We start from the raw sequence: 12818 nt of genomic DNA, 5'->3' as shown, positions 1-12818 counted from the left end.
CATCCTTCACTGCGCTGTCTCAATTGCTTCAAGCATGTTGAAGACGAAGCGGTAAATCGTCATATAAATTTCTTCAAATGACTGTGCTTCGCTAAAACCTTCCATATAATCTAATGCGAAATTGACATCCCATAAGCCATCTTCACCCGAAAACATGACGCTGTATTTTGCGCCGTCTCCTTGTAAGTGGTTATCCAGATAGGCTTTAATATCAGCCCCAAATTTCTTTTGCAGCTTTAAGCCAAATAATGCGGTATATGTTTCAAAAACTTCATCGAATTCCAACGCAACAGCATCGACGCGAATAACTTCAAAAATATTTGATTCTGTGTAGACGAATTGGTTATGGTGTTTCTTTAAATAGGAAACAGCTTCAGTTAAAAATCCCCGTGCTTCTGTGCCCATTAATTCTTCCGTCTCTTTATCACAGCGTTCAAGCACGTTGGCGTAAAAAGTTTTCTCTGCGGCAGTTACACCTTTAGGAAGCAATTGATGCTTCTCCACATAGTCTTTTTCAAAGTCGAATAACTCAATTTTGTTCGCACGTACGTTTTCAGAAATATATTGTTCCATCTGTTTTTTCAACAATTCAAGTCAGCTCCTTCGGTTAGAGAGGAATTGTATTTTCCCCAGCTTATAGTATAACGTACATTGTGCCATTAGGCTTTTATTTGACTACATTAAAAAATGGAATGATTGCAAGGTTTGTTTGGTATATACGAGTTTGCTCGCTAGGTAGTCGAGTTCAGCGGATTCGTCACACAACTTTCCGAATCCAATACTAAAGTCACTGGTTGTTGACTTTTTGTCAACAACATTCTCTAAACCCACACCCTTTGCCAAATCCAACAATATAATGTGGAAAAATAAGAGGTGTTGCATTATGGTTTGGTTACTCATTTCGGCATTTGCTGTATCCTCAAGTATTGATAATCTGGGTGTTGGGATGTCTTACGGGATTCGTAAGATTGATATCCGGTTTGGTGCCAATCTGTTAATGGCATTCACTTGTTTTATCATGAGTATTGCGGGAATTACTTTTGGTGTTTGGCTTTCGTCCATTCTACCAGGCATGATGCCAGTCATTTTTGGCGCAGTGCTGTTAATTGTGATTGGGATTCGGATTATTCTTTTGGCGAAACCGCGGCATCAGGAGTCCGCAAAAGAAAATAACAGTATGACAGATATTTTTAAAAATCCCGAAGCTGCTGATATCGATAAGTCTGGAGATATTGGCTTGCTCGAAGCTGTATTTCTAGGTATTGCTTTATCTGCGAATGCGTTGACAAATGGACTAGGTGCGGGGCTACTTGGCCTTTCAGCTTTCACGATTGCCATAACAGCTGCAATCTGTAGTTTCATCAGTATGTGGGCAGGTGTGAGGTTGGGAAGCAGATTGGCGGCTATTCGAATCGGATCATTCACAGTGGGGCAATTTGGGACTGTCTTAAGTGGAGTTATTATTTTAATCATTGCAATTACAGCATTTTGTAAACTTTGAGCGTTGACGAAATGTCAATGCAGTTATACACTCCTTTATAGCATATAGTTTTCCGTAGGACATTGGAAAGGAGTATTGAGGATGGCTGAAGGAACAGAAAACACTACTCTTGGTTTATTACTAAGGGTATTATTAAAAGAGCGCTCCATGTCAATGAGAAAACTTAGTGAACTCACTGACATCGATACTGCGACCATCTCACGAATTATTAACGGTAAACGGAAGGCAAACCTTCAACACCTGGAGCGGTTTGCCGACTGCTTAGGGGTTCCATTGATGGTTTTTTTCGAGGCTGCTGGTTATCCCATGGAACAGAAACGGTCAGATTCAACTAGCCATACATATGTAAATATGATTCAAGATTTAGTGAATACAAATGCATCTGTGCAAGTCGTTGAGCAGCAATTAGCAAATTTCGAACTATATTCGCAAACGACAGAGGGGAGCAGCAGTATTCTACAGGAGTTTGAAGGGAAGCTTAAAAGTGTGGGTAGCGTCGGACCACTTATTGAACAGATGAAACATTTATTCGACAAGTTTCGTCTTCGTAAAGGCACACCTAACGAACTTGCACTCATTGGTGGTGCATTATTGTATTTTATTGTTCCCGCAGATGCCATTCCAGATTATCTATTTGCGGTTGGCTATTTAGATGATGCGATTGCTGTACAACTGACGACGACTGCATTAGACAAGAAATAATAGATAGTTAAATGATAGGTGGATGCAGAGATGAAAAGAAGTGAAAGAAAAAAATTGAAACGTAAAGGACTTAGAAACTTTTTCTTAGGTCTTACAACAATTATAGTCCTTGGAATCATTTACTGGGTTTATCAATTCAATAGTGGGCAGTCTCTTGCAGGCGAGGGGCTGAATAAGGAAGATGGCACAGAATTCGATCCATTTGAGGCGGAGGATCCACAATTTGGTGAGATTAATGTTTTGCTACTGGGAAGTGACGCTCGGGCGAACGACGCGGATGCGCGTTCAGATTCCTTAATGATTGCTCATTATAATCAGACGACAAATGAAGTGAAATTGGTTTCGATTATGAGAGATACCTATGTAGAAATCCCAGAGTACGGCTATCAAAAAATCAATACGGCCTTTGCTTTAGGCGGTCCAGAGCTTGTACGGAAGACAATTAAGCATAATTTTGACGTCGATGTTCATTACTACGCAATGGTCGACTTTACTGGATTTCCTAAAATAATCGATGTAGTGGCGCCTGACGGAATTGAGGTTGACATTAAATCTACGATGTCACATGGAATTGGGATGACATTAAAACCAGGCAAGCAAGTGTTGCATGGAGATCAGTTGCTAGGCTATGTGCGTTATCGCAATGATATAAAAAGTGATTATGGACGAGTCGAACGTCAACAAGAAGTGTTGTCTAAAGTGAAAGAACAAGCCGTCAGTGTGCATAGCTTGTTAAATTTGCCGAAAATATTAGGCGTTGTTAACCCTTATATTGATACGAATGTTGATAATCGAACGATACTAACAATCGGTAAAGGGCTACTTACTGGAAAAGCACAAGGCATGGATACAATGCGGATTCCCGTCGAAAATTCATTTGAAGAGAAACGTGTAAATCGCGTAGGGGAAGTGCTTAGCATTGATTTCGAGAAAAATAAGCAAGCCTTGCAAGATTTTTTATCAGCACAGGCTGAGGTAAGTGATAGTGAAGTAAATCCTGAATGAGTAAAAAGCGTAAGTGCTAATTAAATCGCACTTACGCTTTTTTTATTCATTGTACCAAGGATTTAAGTGAATCAATACCTCATCCACATCTTTATGATGTTTCATAATGGTATCTCGAATCGTCCGTGACACATCATGTCCTTGTTGGATGGTTAATTCAGCGGGAACGCCAATACGCAAATCGACGAGGATATAGTGTCCGTGTTCACGGGCACGTAGTCGGTCAATACGTTTGACTTCGGGAATGGTATGGATTAATGCAGCAAACTCATCTAATCTTTGTTGGCTAATATTTTTCTCCATCAGTACATCCATGGCTTCTTTGCCCATCTCATAAGCTAATTTGATAACTAAAACGGATACGATAATCCCTGCAACAGGATCACCATATGAGAGGTAGTGAAGGTCGTATACATCCCCGACGAGCGCAAGTCCAATCCCTAAAACAGCTGCGAGTGAGGCATAGACATCCGCAAGATGATCGTATGCCGTCGCGATGAGCCCTTTACTATTCGTCAATTTCCCGAGTCGAATCGTATAGATATATAAGGCTTGTTTCCATACAAGGGAAATGAAAGCAGTGAGTAAGGCCAATAAGCTTGCTTTTGCTGGTTCTTCAAACAATGCTGAAACTGCTTCGTAGGCAATATAAACGGCAGCTAACCCTAAAATAAGCGCCACAATGGCAGAGCTAATGACTTCTGCTTTCCCATGTCCATACGGATGATCTTCATCAGCAGGACGCTTCGAAATGCGCATCGAGGTCAAAGCTGCCCCGCTCGCAATGACGTCGCCGGCATTGTGAAAACCATCTGCTAGTAGAACCGGGCTGTTAAAGAGAGCCCCAACGACCAGTTTAATAATGGTTAACAGGATGTTGCTGATTAAACTGATCCAGACTGCAATGATGGAAGCGTTAGAATAATCGTCTTTTTTCAACTAAAACACCCTCCTTTAATATGTTGCCTAGGGGAAACAAAAACCCTTGACAGAATCCTGTCAAGAGTTTTGGCTGTTCAAAAATATATGTTAGGTTCATTGCAATCATATTCATCACTCGCTCAATTAAGACGTTTTGTAAGTATACCACTGGCATTTGCAGGTAGCAACTTCTAAAGGATTCAAGGTGTTTTCGGAAGAAAAACGAGCGACTTTCATACATATTTATGAATAAATAAACATTTCGGAAAGATTAGTGCAAGCTACTTTCTACTAAATTTAACCATACTTTACGCATTTTTAGTGCTTGCAAAGCGCATAATAATAAAATATAATTTATAATTATCAAATTAGTGAATGGGAGAGGATCTAAATGGAACATATGGGTATTGTTTCCTTATTACCGCCGATACTTGCAGTTATCTTAGCGGTTGTAACGAAGAACGTCATTATTTCACTGTTTTCGGGTACATATATTGGGGTATTAATATTGGTTGGCGGTCGTCCTCTTGAGGCGACGATGGAAACAATCGGAAATTATTTGTTTCCACAAGTAGCGGATAGCTATAATGCAGCTGTCTTGGTTTTACTATTTTTCATAGGAGGATTTGTTGCGCTGATGGAGAAATCCGGAGGTGGGGCGGCTCTCGCGGCTAATGCAACAAAATTCATCAACACGCGTGCAAAGGCGCAACTGTCGGCTTGGTTCGGAGGCATCCTTATCTTTTTCTCTGATCTAGGTACTCCTTTAATTGTAGGTCCTGTCTTTGAAAAGATTTTCGATAAGGCGAAAATCTCAAGGGAAAAGCTTGCTTGGATTATCGACTCCACTTCATCCCCGGTAGCGGTATTAATTCCGTTCATTGGATGGGGCGTTTATATTATGGGGCTAATTAAAAATGAATTTGATTTGTTGAGTATTACGACATCGGAATTTAGTACGTTAGTACAAGTTATTCCGTTTCAGTTTTATGCGATTTTAGCAGTGACGATGGTGCCGCTTGTGGCCATAACAAAATTGGATTTTGGCCCTATGGCAAAGGCGGAAAGAAGGATACAGGAGACAGGTGCTCTTTATTGGCCTTCCTCAACGCCGCTTCGTAAAGCGGATGAAGATGCTGATTTGACAACTAGAAGCAATGCCAGTTTAATTTTACTGCCGTTATTAGTATTGTTCATTACATTATTTGGGCTGTTGATTTCGTTTGGTTTCCCGTTCAAGCCGGTACCGGGTAATGATTTCAGGGTTGCTTTATCGACTGCCTACTTATTTGCTGCAGTGACCATTGTAATTTTAATGCTTGTGTACAAAGTGAAAAAGTTTAATGAGATTTTTGCAATTTATACATTGGGTATGCAAAAGATGGTCTATGTCGCGGTAACGCTTGTTTTAGCTTGGTCATTAGGTAAAGTAATTAACGAGATGGGAACTGCAAGCTTTATTGTCGAAGCGATGCAAGGGAATGTACCTGCATTTATCATTCCGGCCATTCTATTCCTTGTCGGGGCAGGAATGTCGATCGCGTCAGGGACTTCTTGGGGAACATTCGCAATTATGCTACCCATTGCAATACCGATGGCTGTTGCACTTGATGCCCATTTATTGGTTTGTATAGGAGCAGTTCTTTCAGGAGGAATCTTCGGGGATCATTCTTCACCTATTTCGGATACGACAATTTTATCGTCAACTGGGGCGGGTGCCGACCATATTGATCACGTGAAAACACAATTTCCTTATGCGCTCCTTAATGCATCAATTGCCTTTATTGGTTTTATCGTGGCGGGCATTACAGGCAGTGCGTGGACGCTCGTTTTGACAATTGTTCTTTTAGTTGTCGCCGTGCTACTATTATCGAAACTAACTAATAAAAAGGGAGTTGCCGTTTAAATGAAACTTTGGGGCGGGCGTTTTACAAGTCGTGCAGACGAAATTATGGAGCAATTTAATACATCTTTACCAGTCGATCATCGATTGTATCAGGAAGATATTGCGGGCAGCTTGGCGCATGTCACGATGTTGGTGCATTGCGATTTATTGACGCCGGAGGAAGGCGAGTTGCTCGTAGGTGGGCTCCAATCGATCCTGCAGGATATTGAGGCAGGGGCGTTGAAAATTGAAGGTAATTACGAGGATATTCATTCATTCGTGGAAATGCATTTGACAGAGCGCATTGGTGAAACGGGTAAAAAGCTACATACAGCACGTAGCCGAAATGACCAAGTCGCAGTCGATATGCGTTTGTATTCGAAAAATAAAGCGGCAGAAGTGATGGATAGTTTGCAAATGCTAATTGATTCTTTGCAGGCTAAAGCCGCGGCGAATAATGTCATTATGCCGGGCTATACACATTTACAGCGTGCACAAGTTGTGACGTTTAGCCATCATTTGGGTGCATATGCGCAAATGTTCAAGCGAGATAAAAAGCGTGTGGGCAATGCCATTGAGATTTTAGATGAAAATCCGCTTGGCTGTGGCGCACTCGCGGGAACGACACATCATATTGACCGTGAAGTGACGACTGCATTATTGGGCTTTGCGAAACCAGTGGACAACTTCTTAGATGGTGTGAGTGACCGCGATTATTTACTGGAACTCATGTCGGATTTCTCAATTGTCATGATGCATTTGAGTCGATTGAGTGAAGAATTGATTTTGTGGAGCAGCCAGGAATTCAAATTTATCAATATGGCAGATGCTTATTCAACAGGAAGCAGCATTATGCCACAAAAGAAAAATCCTGATGCGGCAGAATTGATTCGCGGAAAAACGGGGCGCGTCTATGGCTCACTGTTTTCTTTATTGACAACGTTGAAAGGTCTACCGCTTACGTATAATAAAGATATGCAGGAAGACAAAGAGCAGTTTTTCGATGCGCTGGATACGGTGTTGGATTGTATTGAAATTATGTCGAGAATGATTGATACGTTGCAGGTTAACGCTGACAATATGAAGGCAGCTATTAAAGCAGGCTTTTTGAATGCAACAGAAGTCGCGGATTATTTGGTCAGCAAAGGAACAGCATTCCGTGATGCGCACGAAATTGTTGGGAAACTGATTATTTATTGCGAAGAGCAGAAGAAGGCCATCGAGGATTTAACGATTGAAGAGTTAGCGAAGTTTAGCCCTCAAATTGCGGATGATATTTATGCGTATATTGATTATGAAAATATTATTACTAAAGGCAATAAGGAATTGATGAAGCGAGTATCGCAATAATAGAAGGAAAGCCGTCCCATACGCCGATAAATTAGGCGGGTGGAACGGCTTTTTTGATTGGGGATATGGGTGAGTCGCCGGTAAACAGACAAACACCACAACTGATTGAGTTGTGGTGTTTGAGTTATCCCATAATATGATAGCCTGCGTCGACGTAAATAACTTCGCCAGTGACACCACGAGATAGATTGCTTAACACAGCAAGCGTCATATCCGCCACTTCTTCTTGTGTTACATTGCGTTTAAGAGGTGCTTTTTCCTCGATTTGAGACAAAATCGTGTTAAATGAAGGAACACCTTTCGCAGACAATGTCCGAATGGCACCCGCTGAGATTGCATTGACACGAATATTTTCTTTCCCTAAGTCGTTGGCTAAGTATTTCACAGAAGCTTCCAATGCTGCCTTCGCAACACCCATCACATTATAGCCGTCTAGTACACGCTCAGCGCCCAAGTAACTCATTGTAACGATAGATCCACCGTCTGTCATGAAAGGACGGGCCTCTTTTGCAGTCGCAATTAATGAATATGCACTTGTATCTTGTGCGAATGCATAACCACTTCTCGTCGTTTCAACAAAGTCATTTCTCAAATCTTCCGCGTGTGCAAATGCTAATGAATGCACAACGCCATGAATCGTTCCAACTCCTGCACCGATTTTCGCAAATGCTTCATGGATACTGTCGTCTTCATTGACATCACATTGCACAATCATCGCTTCATAACCATCTGCATTTAATAATTTTTCCAACTTTACTAGGGAACGTTCTTTGCGGTATGTGAAAATCACATTTGCACCGACAGAAAATAGAGATTTTGCAACTCCCCACGCAATGCTTCTTTCATTCGCAACACCCATGACAACTATGTTTTTACCTTTTAATTTCAATAAATCGTCCATAACGACCTCCTACATAAATAGCTGATACCTATTAATAGTACCAGATGCTAATCAAATTATAACATACTTGTGAAGAAATTGTGAATGTCTATTTATCAATTGCGTCTCAATGTGAAAACGCATACAATACTGAAATCTTTGTAATAAATAAAAATGCAGTTGACTTTATAAATATGCATACATATAATAAGCTTAACTTGTTAGTAGAGGTGATTGTAATGAAAGTAGGAATCATTGGCGCGTCAGGGTATGGCGGACTTGAACTCATCCGGCTATTGCATAACCATCCCGAAATCGAACAAATTGAATTATTCACGTCTTCGGAAGAAGGTACCGTGTTTTCGCATAAGTATTCACATCTTATGAATATAGTAGATCGGCCGCTCCAGAAAATAGAGCAGGAAAAACTAGTACAATTCGATGTTGTTTTTTCAAGTGCACCTGCAGGCGTAGCGAGCCACTTGCTGCCGCCGTTAATCGGTAAAGGGCCAAAACTAATAGACTTGTCCGGTGATTTTAGATTAAAAGACGTATCTCAATATGAACAATGGTATAACAAGCAAGCTGCTCCACAGGAGGCAGTTGCGCAAAGTGTTTATGGGTTAACGGAATGGAACCGCGATGCAATTCAGCAGGCGCAATTAATTGCCAATCCTGGCTGCTATCCAACGGCTGTCTTGTTGTCATTGCTGCCATTACTCAAAAACAATTTAATAGATGTTAGCGGTTTGATTATCGACGCGAAAAGCGGTGTGTCTGGAGCGGGCAATCAACCAAGTCAAATGACACATTTCAGTGAAACAAATGAAAATACAGCGATTTATAAAATACATCAACATCAACATATCCCTGAAATTGAACAGGCATTTGGATTGTTTGCACATGAAGCACCGCCAATTACCTTTACAACGCATCTTGTACCAATGACGCGGGGGATTTTAGCCACAAGTTATGCGCCCGTCCAAGAAGGGGTTACAGAAGCACAACTTGTTGATTGTTTACAACAAACTTATGAGAACCATCCGTTTGTACGTGTATTGCAAGAAACAATTAAGTTTGGCACCAATCAAGTATACGGCTCCAATTATTGTGATCTGCATGTCAAAGTAGATCCACGGACGAACCGTGCGACTATCGTTTCGGTCATCGACAATTTAGTAAAAGGCGCGGCAGGGCAAGCCATTCAAAATATGAATGTCCAGCTTGGTTTTGAAGAAATAACTGGTTTAGCATTCGTCCCGGCGTTTATTTGATTAAAAAAAAGGGGGAAATACAATGGCAACGACATATCCAACGATGAAGCGTATTTCGCGTAAAAATATTGTGTCACCTATCGGATTTAAAGCGGCTGGTATGCATTGCGGTATTAAACGTAAAAAGAATGATTTAGCATTGCTTGTGAGTGAAGTGCCAGCGAGTGTCGCAGGAGTTTTTACGACAAATGCGATAAAGGCGGCTCCACTGTTGGTCACAAAAGAAGTTGTCCATCAAGTTGGGAAGATGCAAGCGATTATCGTCAATTCTGGAAATGCCAATGCGTGTACAGGACAGCAAGGCATGAAGGATGCATTGCTCATGCAACAAACGACGGCAGAAAAACTAGGCATTGCACCGGAATTGGTTGGTGTCGCATCAACGGGCGTTATTGGTCAAATTATGCAGATGGAACCGATTGTCAAAGGCATTCACAAAATCCAACCGATCAGTGAGTTGGAAGGCTCAATTCTTTTCTCGCAAGCGATATTGACGACGGATACGGTGACAAAAAATACAGCGTATAGTGTGATGATTGATGGCAAAGAAATCATTATGGCTGGGACTGCAAAAGGGTCAGGAATGATTGCTCCGAATATGGCTACAATGCTAGGGTTTATCACAACGGATGCGAATATTGAATCTCTTCATTTGCAAGAAGCCTTGGCGCTAGTGACGGACAAAACATTTAATTCCATTACAGTCGATGGCGATACATCTACCAATGATATGGTCGTCGTTATGGCGAATGGTATGGCAGGAAATGACTCATTGACACCTGCCCATCCGGATTGGTCGTTATTCGTGAAAACATTGCAGGCCGTTTCTCAAGACTTGGCGAAAATGATTGCTAAAGACGGGGAAGGCGCAACGAAGCTGATTGAAGTGGAAGTGAAGGGTGCGATTACCGATGAAGAAGCGCGTAAGATTGCTAAATCAGTAGTCGGTTCACCACTTGTTAAAACGGCAGTCTTTGGCTGTGATGCTAACTGGGGGCGTATTATCGCGGCGGTCGGCTATAGCGGAGTTACGCTGGACCCGAATACAATCACGATTAAAATCGGCACAACGCTGGTCGTTGAAAATAGCGAACCTGTTCCATTTTCAGAGACGCAATTGCTCGTTTATTTAAAACAACCGGAAGTGAAATTTACAGTGGAATTACATCAAGGCAATGGCCGAGCAATCGCATGGGGGTGTGACTTAACATATGACTATGTTCAAATCAATGCAACCTATCGTTCGTAAACGAATGGTGATCAAACTAGGTGGAAGTATGCTAGAAGGATTAGATGATCATTTTTTCAACAAGTGTAAACAGCTGCAAGAACAGGGCAATGATTTGGTCATTGTCCATGGTGGGGGGCTTGCCATCAATGAGCAACTGGCTAACCGCGGTGTGACTTCGACTGTTGTGAATGGCATTCGTGTGACATCGGAGGAAGCTGTACATATCGTGCAGTCCACATTGGTAGGTCAAGTGAACCCAGCCCTTGTTCATCAATTAAATAAGGGCGGCATTGAGGCGATTGGTCTCAGTGGCTATGATGGCAAGTTGCTAACGTGTACGTTATTAGATGAAGAGTTGTACGGTTCGGTTGGCCATATCGAGCATGTCCGTGCGGAACTACTTGAAACGTTTCTTGCAGCAGGAATTATCCCAGTAATCTCCTGCATTGGAGTAACGGATGAGGGCGCCCCTTTAAATATTAATGCAGATACCGTCGCTAGTAAGATTGCACTTGCAATTCAAGCAGATAGTCTTCTTCTAGTGACAGACACGCCGGGTATTAAAATACAAGAACAAGTCCAACGAATTGTGACACCTTTTGCGATTGCACAATGGATTGAGACGGGGGAAATTTACGGTGGCATGTTGCCGAAAGTGAAGGCTGCATTGGATAGTTTAGGTGCAGGTATTCCTACCGTACAAATCGTTGGTCAGCAATTAGAAGGAACAGCTATTAAATCAGAGGGGGTTTTCGTTTGAGCTCATTATTTCAAAACTATGCACGACGTCCCGTTCATATTGTCAAAGGGCAGGGAACGATTGTCACAGATGATCAAGGCAAAGAGTATCTCGATTTCACAAGTGGCATCGCGGTAGTTAGTCTTGGTCATGCACACCCTGCTATCGTCGGAGCCCTCAACCAACAAAGTGAAAAGCTATGGCATATGTCAAATTTATTTGCCAGCCCCGGGCAAGAGCAATTAGCAATGGCACTTATAAAAGATACACCGTTTGGTCATGCTTTCTTTTGTAACAGTGGTGCTGAAGCGAATGAAGCAGCTATTAAATTAGCTCGAAAACACACACAGAAAAATGTCATTATTACATTTGATAATTCATTTCATGGACGGACATTTGGTGCCATGTCCGCAACAGGGCAAGATAAAGTTCGTCAAGGGTTCGGTCCATTATTGGAAACGTTCCGCACCATTCCATACAATGATAAACAGCAACTCGAAGCCGCTATTGATGATGATGTAGCAGCAATTATGCTAGAGGTTATTCAAGGGGAGGGCGGCGTGAACCAACTCAATCCAGATGTCGCACAAGCGATAACGGATATTTGTCAGGAAAAAGGTATTTTATTGATTATCGATGAAGTGCAGACGGGCATTAGCCGAACGGGGACGCGTTATGCTTATGAGCAGACAAATCTTCAACCAGACATCATTACTCTTGCGAAAGGGCTTGGCGGCGGTTTCCCAATTGGCGCCATGCTTGGAACGAAAGTGCTTGCTGAGTCATTTGGACCTGGTACCCATGGTACAACGTTCGGTGGCAATCCACTAGCAGTAGCAGTAGCGCAAGCGGTTATCGATATCGTTTTTGAAGAGGAATTCCTGCAACAAGTGAAGCATAAATCGGACTATTTACTGGATAAATTACAAGCTACGTTGCCACAAGAACAGTTTGTCATTCGCGGAGAAGGTTTATTGCTTGGGATTGCGTGCCAAGATGAGGTTGTGCCGTTCATTCAACAGGCGGAAGCTGCCGGCTTGTTGCTCGTTCAAGCAGGCACACACGTCATTCGCTTGCTTCCACCATTAACCGTAACAACCGAAGAAATCGACAAAGCCGTAGACATTTTGGCTTCAATCCTGCTACCAGAAAAATCGGCGGTCTCTTAACTAGTATTTGAATTAAGGCGTTCAGTGAAACGTTATTCAATTGACCTCTGTCTGAAGGTTACAACAAACGGATCTGCCACTTGTGGTAGGTCTGTTTGTTTGTGTCAAAAATCCGTTCAATCCGACAAAATAAAATAAAACTCAAAAAAAGTGTAACTTCT

Annotated in this window: 12 protein-coding genes; 9 read left to right on the top strand and 3 right to left on the bottom strand. The window is 42.0% G+C overall.

The features are described 5' to 3' along the window. Nucleotides 1–6: 6 nt before the first annotated feature. Complete coding sequence (locus R2B72_RS09995; RefSeq protein ID WP_318616361.1) at nt 7–588, bottom strand: branched-chain amino acid aminotransferase; 582 nt, start codon at nt 586–588, stop codon at nt 7–9. 295 nt (nt 589–883) lie between these two features. Between R2B72_RS09995 and ytaF the strand changes: the two genes are divergently transcribed. From ytaF to R2B72_RS09980, 3 genes are all read left to right on the top strand, one after another. Continuing rightward, the gene (ytaF, locus tag R2B72_RS09990; RefSeq protein ID WP_318616360.1) at nt 884–1501 is read left to right on the top strand and encodes a sporulation membrane protein YtaF; all 618 of its coding nucleotides are present in this window, start codon (nt 884–886) and stop codon (nt 1499–1501) included. Nucleotides 1502–1582: 81 nt separating this feature from the next. Further along, nucleotides 1583–2203, top strand: a complete 621-nt coding sequence (locus tag R2B72_RS09985; RefSeq protein ID WP_318616359.1) for a DUF1232 domain-containing protein — start codon at nt 1583–1585, stop codon at nt 2201–2203. A gap of 30 nt (nt 2204–2233) precedes the next feature. After that, on the top strand, nt 2234–3208 hold the full coding sequence (locus R2B72_RS09980; RefSeq protein WP_318616358.1) for an LCP family protein: 975 nt from the start codon (nt 2234–2236) through the stop codon (nt 3206–3208). A 42-nt stretch (nt 3209–3250) separates the two neighbouring features. Here the strand turns inward: R2B72_RS09980 and R2B72_RS09975 are convergent, their stop codons facing one another. Further along, nucleotides 3251–4147: a cation diffusion facilitator family transporter gene (locus R2B72_RS09975; protein WP_318616357.1), complete on the bottom strand. Its 897-nt coding sequence runs from the start codon at nt 4145–4147 to the stop codon at nt 3251–3253. 373 nt (nt 4148–4520) lie between these two features. Here R2B72_RS09975 and R2B72_RS09970 point away from each other — a divergent pair, with 373 nt between their 5' ends. Together R2B72_RS09970 and argH are read left to right on the top strand one after the other, a co-directional pair. Next, entirely contained in the window at nt 4521–6035 is a 1515-nt protein-coding gene (locus R2B72_RS09970) for a Na+/H+ antiporter NhaC family protein (RefSeq protein WP_318616356.1), read from the top strand. After that, nucleotides 6036–7364: an argininosuccinate lyase gene (argH, locus tag R2B72_RS09965; RefSeq protein ID WP_318616355.1), complete on the top strand. Its 1329-nt coding sequence runs from the start codon at nt 6036–6038 to the stop codon at nt 7362–7364. It abuts the gene before it with no gap. 124 nt (nt 7365–7488) lie between these two features. On the opposite strand, the gene fabI is transcribed toward argH, so the two are convergent. After that, nucleotides 7489–8265 carry an enoyl-ACP reductase FabI gene (gene fabI / locus R2B72_RS09960; RefSeq protein ID WP_318616354.1) on the bottom strand — a complete coding sequence of 259 codons (777 nt, stop codon included), beginning with the start codon at nt 8263–8265 and terminating at the stop codon, nt 7489–7491. 218 nt (nt 8266–8483) lie between these two features. Here fabI and argC point away from each other — a divergent pair, with 218 nt between their 5' ends. Genes argC through R2B72_RS09940 form a run of 4 tightly spaced genes read left to right on the top strand, consistent with a single transcriptional unit; the run spans nt 8484 to nt 12657 of the window. Next, nucleotides 8484–9518: an N-acetyl-gamma-glutamyl-phosphate reductase gene (gene argC / locus R2B72_RS09955; RefSeq protein WP_318616353.1), complete on the top strand. Its 1035-nt coding sequence runs from the start codon at nt 8484–8486 to the stop codon at nt 9516–9518. Nucleotides 9519–9540: 22 nt separating this feature from the next. Further along, nucleotides 9541–10767: a bifunctional ornithine acetyltransferase/N-acetylglutamate synthase gene (argJ, locus tag R2B72_RS09950; RefSeq protein WP_318616352.1), complete on the top strand. Its 1227-nt coding sequence runs from the start codon at nt 9541–9543 to the stop codon at nt 10765–10767. After that, a complete protein-coding gene (gene argB / locus R2B72_RS09945; protein ID WP_318616351.1) occupies nt 10730–11509 on the top strand; it encodes an acetylglutamate kinase in 780 nt (259 codons plus the stop codon). The genes argJ and argB overlap by 38 nt, the downstream gene beginning before the upstream one ends. Continuing rightward, a complete protein-coding gene (locus R2B72_RS09940; RefSeq protein WP_318616350.1) occupies nt 11506–12657 on the top strand; it encodes an acetylornithine transaminase in 1152 nt (383 codons plus the stop codon). Before argB ends, R2B72_RS09940 begins: the two co-directional genes overlap by 4 nt. Nucleotides 12658–12818: the final 161 nt, after the last annotated feature.

The sequence above is a fragment of the Sporosarcina sp. YIM B06819 genome, assembly GCF_033485175.1.
Classification (GTDB): Bacteria; Bacillota; Bacilli; order Bacillales_A; family Planococcaceae; genus Sporosarcina.
Note: the sequence above shows the minus strand (reverse complement) of the source record. Positions and strands in the feature narration are given on the sequence as shown.

What these genes read in the sequence shown, in the direction of transcription:
- ytaF (WP_318616360.1), top strand. Translation starts at nt 884, where the DNA reads ATGGTTTGGTTACTCATTTCGGCATTTGCTGTATCCTCAAGTATTGAT.
- fabI (WP_318616354.1), bottom strand. Translation starts at nt 8,265, where the DNA reads ATGGACGATTTATTGAAATTAAAAGGTAAAAACATAGTTGTCATGGGT.
- R2B72_RS09970 (WP_318616356.1), top strand. Translation starts at nt 4,521, where the DNA reads ATGGAACATATGGGTATTGTTTCCTTATTACCGCCGATACTTGCAGTT.
- argJ (WP_318616352.1), top strand. Translation starts at nt 9,541, where the DNA reads ATGGCAACGACATATCCAACGATGAAGCGTATTTCGCGTAAAAATATT.
- argB (WP_318616351.1), top strand. Translation starts at nt 10,730, where the DNA reads ATGACTATGTTCAAATCAATGCAACCTATCGTTCGTAAACGAATGGTG.
- R2B72_RS09980 (WP_318616358.1), top strand. Translation starts at nt 2,234, where the DNA reads ATGAAAAGAAGTGAAAGAAAAAAATTGAAACGTAAAGGACTTAGAAAC.
- argC (WP_318616353.1), top strand. Translation starts at nt 8,484, where the DNA reads ATGAAAGTAGGAATCATTGGCGCGTCAGGGTATGGCGGACTTGAACTC.
- R2B72_RS09985 (WP_318616359.1), top strand. Translation starts at nt 1,583, where the DNA reads ATGGCTGAAGGAACAGAAAACACTACTCTTGGTTTATTACTAAGGGTA.
- argH (WP_318616355.1), top strand. Translation starts at nt 6,036, where the DNA reads ATGAAACTTTGGGGCGGGCGTTTTACAAGTCGTGCAGACGAAATTATG.